This window comes from Mesorhizobium escarrei (assembly GCF_935825525.1).
Classification (GTDB): domain Bacteria; phylum Pseudomonadota; class Alphaproteobacteria; order Rhizobiales; family Rhizobiaceae; genus Mesorhizobium; species Mesorhizobium escarrei.
The window spans coordinates 112159-118394 of sequence record NZ_CAKXZT010000117.1; the positions used below are offsets into that span (position 1 = coordinate 112159).

Here is a 6236-nt window from a genome sequence, read left to right on the forward strand (position 1 = left end):
CAAGGTAGCTGCCGGGATAGGAGCGTCAATTGAAAAGCCTTGATAGGGCCATCTATGGCTGTGTTGCGGAAATGCCATTGGCCCAACGACGTGTGCCGGGATTACCAAGGCTTATAGCCGGCTTCAGAGAATAAGCCTGTCCGGCCATCTCGCGGGATATGGGCCGGACAGGCCGTTGTCAGGTGGTTATTCCGTTTCGCTGATGACCTCGTCCCAGGTCTTGACCTTGGTCTCGCCATTGAGGAAGGGCAGCGTGACTGCTGTCAGTTCCGGCGCGAAAAACACGTCGTAGTGGGTGCGGTTCGGCAGGATGGCCAAGCGGTTCTGCGCCAGGTTCTCGCGCATCCAGCCGGCGTCCTTCAACCCGCCGCCGAGCATCTGATAGAACTTGATCTCATGCTCGGGCCGATACATGTCGCTGTCGCCGAACACTAGCATGACAGGCATCTTCAGCTTCGGCACGTCGGCGGAGTAATCATAATCCTTGCGCATGTAGGCGCCGAGCTGATCGAGCAATTTCGGAAAATCCTGCGGGCGCGGCGCGACCGCCACGTAGGATTTGTACATCGGCGTGTCCTTCATCATGTCGGCCATCGCCGCGCCGACCTGCGCCTGCTGAGTGCGCATGTCGGTATAGAAGCCGTCCGAGGCATAGCCGGTCGAGACCAGCACCAGCCGGCCCACTGTCTCGGGATGCTGGACGGCCATGCGGAAGGCGACGCCGCCGCCCAGCGAATAACCCATGACGTCGACTTTGTCGTAGCCGAGCGCCTTGACGATCGCCGCCATGTCGTCGCCCATCGCCTCCAGGCTCAACGCCCGGTCGCCGAGCGCGGTGCGGCCGTGACCGTGCAGGTCGACGCCGATGACGGTGCGGTTCTCGGCAAGCTTCGGCAGGATCGGCGCGAACATGTCTGTGGTGCCGAGCCCACCATGCAGCAGAAGCAGCGGCTCGCCCCGACCAAAGACGGCGTAATAGTAATTCAGGCCGTTGATCGGCAGCAGGCCGGATTTCGCCGGCTTCGGCATTGCTTTCGTTTCGGAGGTCATGGCGGGCTTTGCCTCCTCGGCTTTGGTGGCCCCCGGCGCGGCGAAGAGCGCTGCGGCCGAGGCGAAAACGGCGAAAATCATCGATCTGGACATGTCGGTCTCCTTGCGTCCCGCCGATATCAAAGCCGCTTGGCGACATCTTCGAGCTGGTCGGCGCACTGGCCCCAGCCCTCGTGAAAGCCCATCTTCTCGTGCTGTTCGCGGTCAGTGACCGACCAATGCGCAACCCGGGCGATGTAGCGGGTCTTGCCCTCGCCCTCATCCTCGAAGGTCAGTACGACCGTCATGAACGGCTTTTCGGAGGGCTCCCAGGCCTTTGTATAGGCGTCGGTGAGAACGATCTTCCTGCCCGGCACGACTTCGAGGAAGATGCCGGGGTTCGGGAATTCGTTGCCGTCGGGTCCGGCCATGACGACCAGGCTGGAGCCGCCGGTGCGCACGTCCATTTCAGCGCGCGGCGTCGTCCAAGGCTTTGGCGCGAACCATTGCATCACGAGCTTCGGCTCGGTCCAGCAGCGATAGACGTTCTCGCGCGGCGCATCGATGATGCGGGCAAGAACCAGTTCGCGGTCCGAGCTGGGGGCGATATCGAGCTTGGTGGTCATGACGGTCTCCTCACTTGCTTGCTAAAGAGTTGGCTTGAATGCCGGTTCCGTCTCAAGGACGAGCGGGCAACGCGCAGCCCGACACGGTCTCGCGAAAAATTTCGCCTGGCCGATTCCGGCGGATGCCGAGCTTAGTGCCGCTTGGCTTGCACCAGATAGGCGTCGATCTCGGTCTCGCCGAGCCACTTCGCCGCTTCCAGCCGGTGCAGGCCTTCAACCAGGATATGGCGCTTGCCGTCGTGGCGCACCTGGATCGGCGTCTTCATGCCGTTTTCCAGAATGTCCTCGGCCAGATGCCGGACGGTCTCGGGATGCAGCGTCTTCCTGCGCGCGGTCGGCACGTAGATGTCGTCCACCCTGACCTTTTGCACTCTCAGCATGTCGGCTCCCGTGGCGGAAAAGGCCGCCTTTTGTGAGATAGTCGGTTTGACAGGCAAGGCCAAGGCCGGCCGTCAGCTATCGCTGGCCTGATCGTTTCCGATTGACGCTTGCCGAGCAGATGGCCGAAATGGCGATCTTCGATCATGCCGGTATTCATGACTGACTTGCCGACCGAATTCCCCGATTTCGGACTGACGCCCCACCAGCGCCGGCAAGCGGTGCGCGGCCACTACTGGGAATGGCCGGGCATGGACGGCAAATGCGGCGAGATCTGGTGCTACAGCAACCGTTTCTCATACCGTCGGGGCGAGACGGTGGTGCTGCATGTCAGCTCGACAGCCTCCAGCTTCAGCATGTCGATCGTCCGCGACGGCGGCGCCGAGACGCAGCTGTTCGAGAAGGCTGGGATCGCGGCACGCTGGCAGCATACACCCGACCAATGTTCGGTCGTGGGCTGCGGCTGGGACGCGTCGTTTGAATTCCGCGTCGGCGACGACTGGCCGTCCGGGGCCTACCGCGTCACGCTGACGGCGGATGGCCGCGACGGCAAGCCGATCCGCTGCCATCATCTTTTCATCGTTAGCCCCCAGCCCGGCAAGAAACGCGGTCGTGTACTGCAGGTTGCAGCCAGCGGCACCTGGCTTGCCTACAACACCTGGGGCGGCTCCAACCACTACGAAGGCATCACCGGCCCGAACCGCGACCAGTATGCCCCAATGGTGTCGACGCAGCGGCCATGGTGCCGCGGCTTTGTTGTTCTGCCGAAGGAGGCGCCGCGCGTGCCGCTCGAGGTCGCCGTGCCGCCGAAGACCGTGCCGCGCTATCCACATATGGAATGGGCCTTCGCCACCGGCCATTCGAAGAAATATGCCTCGTCCGGCTGGGCAAGCTATGACAGCCACTTCTTTCGTTTTGCCGAGCGCGCCGGCTATGCCGTCGACCTCGCCAGCCAGCACGAATTACATTTCTCGCCCGAAATCCTCGACGGCTATGACTGCGTCGTCTTCGTTGGCCATGACGAATATTGGACCTGGGAGATGCGCGACGCGGTCGACGCCTATATCGAGTGCGGCGGCCACGCGGCACGCTTCGCCGGCAATTTCATGTGGCAGACCAGGCTGGAGGACGAGGGCCGCCGGCAGGTCTGCTACAAATACCGTGCCCGAGCCGAGGATCCGGTCTATCGGGGCGGCGACGTGACCCGCGCCACCAACTCCTGGGAAGCACCGGAAATCGGCCGGCCGGGTGCGACGACCTTCGGGCTCAATGCGACCAAAGGTCTCTACGCCGGCTGGGGCGGCTGCGCGCCGCGCGGCGTGCGCGGCTTTCCGGTCTACCGGCCCGACCATTGGGCGTTCGCCGGCACAGGCATCTATTACGGCGACCTGCTCGGCGCCGACAGCCATGTCTATGGCTATGAGGTCGACGGGCTCGACCACGAGATCCGCGGCGGACTGCCCTACCCGACGCCCGACAGCGGCGCACCGGATGGGCTGCAAATTCTCGCCGTCGGCATGGCTGCCCAAGTCGAGGAGAGCGCCGATATCGCGTTCGAAGACCAGTTCCTCGGCGACGAGGACGGACGCTTCACCGCCGAAACGCTGTTTGGCGAGGCGAGCGAAGCCAATCTCGACAAGGTCAAGCGCGGCAACGGCATGATCGTCAATTTCCCGCGCGGCAAGGGCGAGGTGTTCCACGCCGGAAGCTGCGAATGGGTCGCCGGCCTGCTAAGGCAGGACGCAATGGTCGAGCGCGTCGCCAAAAATGTTCTCGACCGCTATCTCGGAAAGTCCTGACATGCTGAAGTCCCAGACCCCTGCCCCGGACACCGAGACGCGCCTGCCGTCGAATCTGTTCTATCTGTCCAGCCTGCGCCGGCCGCTTGTCGACCGCGCCGAAGGCATCTACATCTGGACGCAGGACGGCCGCCGCTTCATCGACGGGTCGAGCGGACCGATGGTGGCCAATATCGGTCATTCCAACCGCAACGTGCTCGATGCGATGAAGCAGCAGATGGACCGCGCCACCTTCGCCTACCGGCTGCATTTCGAGAACGAGCCGGCCGAGGACCTGGCACGGGAACTGGCCGCCAAACTCCCCGAAGGCATGGACCGGATCTTCTTTGTCTCGGGCGGTTCGGAAGCGACGGAATCCTGCATCAAGCTTGCCCGGCAGTGGGCAGTGGCGACAGGCCAGCCCAGCCGCTGGAAGGTGATCACCCGCTTTCCCTCCTATCATGGCGGCACGCTTGGTTCGCTGTCCGTCACCGGCGACGATGCGCTGGCCGAAACTTTTGCGCCGATGATGCAGGTCATGCCGACGGTGCCGGCGCCGGCCGCCTGGCGCGACCGCGATAATTTCTCGATGGAACAGCGCGGCATCCGCTACGCCGACATGGTGGAGGAGAAAATCCTCGCCGAGGGACCGGAAAGCGTGCTCGCCTTCATCATGGAGCCGGTCGGCGGCGCTGCCACCGCGGCGCTGGTGGCGCCGGACAGCTATTATCCGCGCATCCGCGAAATCTGCGACCGCTACGGCATCCTGCTCATCCACGACGAAGTGATGAGTGGTGCAGGCCGCACCGGCAAATTCCTCGGCGGCGACCATTTTGACTGCAAGCCCGACATTGTCGCGCTGTCGAAGGGACTGGGCTCGGGCTATGCGCCGCTCGGCGCGCTGGCGGCACCACTGCGGCTGGTGCAGCCGTTGCTCGCCTCCGGCGGCTTCCAGCATGGCCATACCTATGCCGGCAATCCGCTCGCCTGCGCCGCCGGGCTCGCCGTGCTTGGCGAAATGGATCGTCTCGGCCTCGTCGCCAATGCGGCTGACATGGGCGATCTTTTGATGGCCGAGTTGAAGGGCTTGGCCAAGCGGTTTCCGTTTATCGCCGACGTGCGCGGCAAGGGCCTGCTCCTCGGTGCCGAGATGGTCGCCGATCTCGAAACGCTGAGGCCTATCGCGCCGGCGAAGAAAGCCACCCAGCGCTTGCTCGACCTCGCCTATGAGCGCGGCCTGATCATCTATGGGCGAAAGGTCAAGGGTGGCGTCGACGGCGACAACTTCATGGTGGCGCCGCCGATGATCGTCACCAAGGAACAGGTCGGCGAGATCGTCGCCATCATCGGCGACTCGCTGCAGGTGCTGGCCGGCGAGCTCGACCTGCCGGTCGAAGGCTGAAAATGGCGCCGCGAAAAGTCATCATCACCTGCGCCGTAACCGGGTCGGTGCACACGCCGTCGATGTCGCCGCATCTGCCCGTGACGCCGGACCAGATCGCCGCAGACGCGATCGCGGCCGCCGAAGCCGGCGCCTCGATCCTGCATCTTCACGCCCGCGATCCCCGGGATGGGCGGCCGACCGCCGATCCCGATGTGTTCATGCAGTTCCTGCCGCGCATCAAGCAGGCGACATCAGCGGTGATCAACATCACAACCGGCGGCTCCTCGCTGATGACGCTCGACCAGCGGCTGGCCGCACCGCTCAGGGCCGAGCCCGAAATGTGCTCGCTCAACATGGGCTCGATGAACTTCGCGCTGTTCCCGATGCTCGACCGGCCGAGAGAGTGGCAGCACGAGTGGGAGCCGAAGCTGCTGGAAGCAACCCGCGACACGATCTTCAAGAACACCTTTGCCGACATGGAGACCGTGCTCGAAAGACTTGGAAAGGGCTGCGGCACACGCTTCGAATTTGAATGCTACGATGTCGGCCACCTCTACTCACTGGCGCATTTTCGCGATCGAGGTCTGGTGTCTGGACCTCTGTTCATCCAGTTCGTGTTCGGCATTCTCGGGGGTATCGGTGCCGATCCCGACAATCTGGTCCATATGAAGCGCATCGCCGACAAACTGTTCGGCGACAGCTACCAGTTTTCGGTGCTGGCCGCCGGGCGCCACCAAATGCCGATGATCTCGATTGCGGCGGCCATGGGCGGCAATGTCCGCGTCGGGCTGGAAGACAGCCTTTACGACGGCCGCCAGCTGGCCAAATCCAATGCCGACCAGGTGCGCCGCATCCGCAGCGTGCTCGACGGGCTGTCGCTGGACGTCGCCACGCCCAGTGAGGCGCGCGAGATGCTGGCGCTCAAGGGCGGCGATCGGGTAGCGTTCTGAGATGATGATTTGAGATGCTTGCTTTCCGTCCCACCCCCCTCTGTCCTGCCGGACATCTCCCCCTCAAAGGGGGAGATCAGATGCCGCCCCG

At 63.8% G+C, this 6236-nt stretch carries 6 protein-coding genes; 3 read left to right on the plus strand and 3 right to left on the minus strand.

What is annotated here, in order from left to right:
* Positions 1–186: 186 nt before the first annotated feature.
* From NMG80_RS10515 to NMG80_RS10525, 3 genes are all read right to left on the minus strand, one after another.
* The gene (locus NMG80_RS10515; protein WP_254018025.1) at positions 187–1143 is read right to left on the minus strand and encodes an alpha/beta fold hydrolase; all 957 of its coding nucleotides are present in this window, start codon (positions 1141–1143) and stop codon (positions 187–189) included.
* Positions 1144–1169: 26 nt separating this feature from the next.
* Positions 1170–1655 carry an SRPBCC family protein gene (locus NMG80_RS10520; RefSeq protein WP_254018026.1) on the minus strand — a complete coding sequence of 162 codons (486 nt, stop codon included), beginning with the start codon at positions 1653–1655 and terminating at the stop codon, positions 1170–1172.
* Between the two features lie 131 nt (positions 1656–1786).
* Positions 1787–2035, minus strand: coding sequence for a ParB N-terminal domain-containing protein (locus tag NMG80_RS10525; RefSeq protein ID WP_077371468.1), 249 nt, complete (start codon positions 2033–2035; stop codon positions 1787–1789).
* A 156-nt stretch (positions 2036–2191) separates the two neighbouring features.
* Between NMG80_RS10525 and NMG80_RS10530 the strand changes: the two genes are divergently transcribed.
* From NMG80_RS10530 to kce, 3 genes are read left to right on the plus strand one after another with little or no spacing between them, the layout of a single operon-like run.
* Positions 2192–3832, plus strand: a complete 1641-nt coding sequence (locus NMG80_RS10530) for a N,N-dimethylformamidase beta subunit family domain-containing protein (protein ID WP_254018027.1) — start codon at positions 2192–2194, stop codon at positions 3830–3832.
* Between the two features lies 1 nt (position 3833).
* Positions 3834–5213 (plus strand): aminotransferase family protein, encoded by a 1380-nt coding sequence (locus tag NMG80_RS10535; RefSeq protein ID WP_254018028.1) that lies wholly within the window; start codon positions 3834–3836, stop codon positions 5211–5213.
* Positions 5214–5215: 2 nt separating this feature from the next.
* Positions 5216–6145, plus strand: a complete 930-nt coding sequence (gene kce, locus NMG80_RS10540) for a 3,5-dioxohexanoate:acetyl-CoA acetone transferase (protein WP_254018029.1) — start codon at positions 5216–5218, stop codon at positions 6143–6145.
* Positions 6146–6236: the final 91 nt, after the last annotated feature.

What these genes read in the sequence shown, in the direction of transcription:
- NMG80_RS10525 (WP_077371468.1), bottom strand. Translation starts at nt 2,035, where the DNA reads ATGCTGAGAGTGCAAAAGGTCAGGGTGGACGACATCTACGTGCCGACC.
- NMG80_RS10530 (WP_254018027.1), top strand. Translation starts at nt 2,192, where the DNA reads ATGACTGACTTGCCGACCGAATTCCCCGATTTCGGACTGACGCCCCAC.
- NMG80_RS10535 (WP_254018028.1), top strand. Translation starts at nt 3,834, where the DNA reads ATGCTGAAGTCCCAGACCCCTGCCCCGGACACCGAGACGCGCCTGCCG.
- kce (WP_254018029.1), top strand. Translation starts at nt 5,216, where the DNA reads ATGGCGCCGCGAAAAGTCATCATCACCTGCGCCGTAACCGGGTCGGTG.
- NMG80_RS10515 (WP_254018025.1), bottom strand. Translation starts at nt 1,143, where the DNA reads ATGTCCAGATCGATGATTTTCGCCGTTTTCGCCTCGGCCGCAGCGCTC.
- NMG80_RS10520 (WP_254018026.1), bottom strand. Translation starts at nt 1,655, where the DNA reads ATGACCACCAAGCTCGATATCGCCCCCAGCTCGGACCGCGAACTGGTT.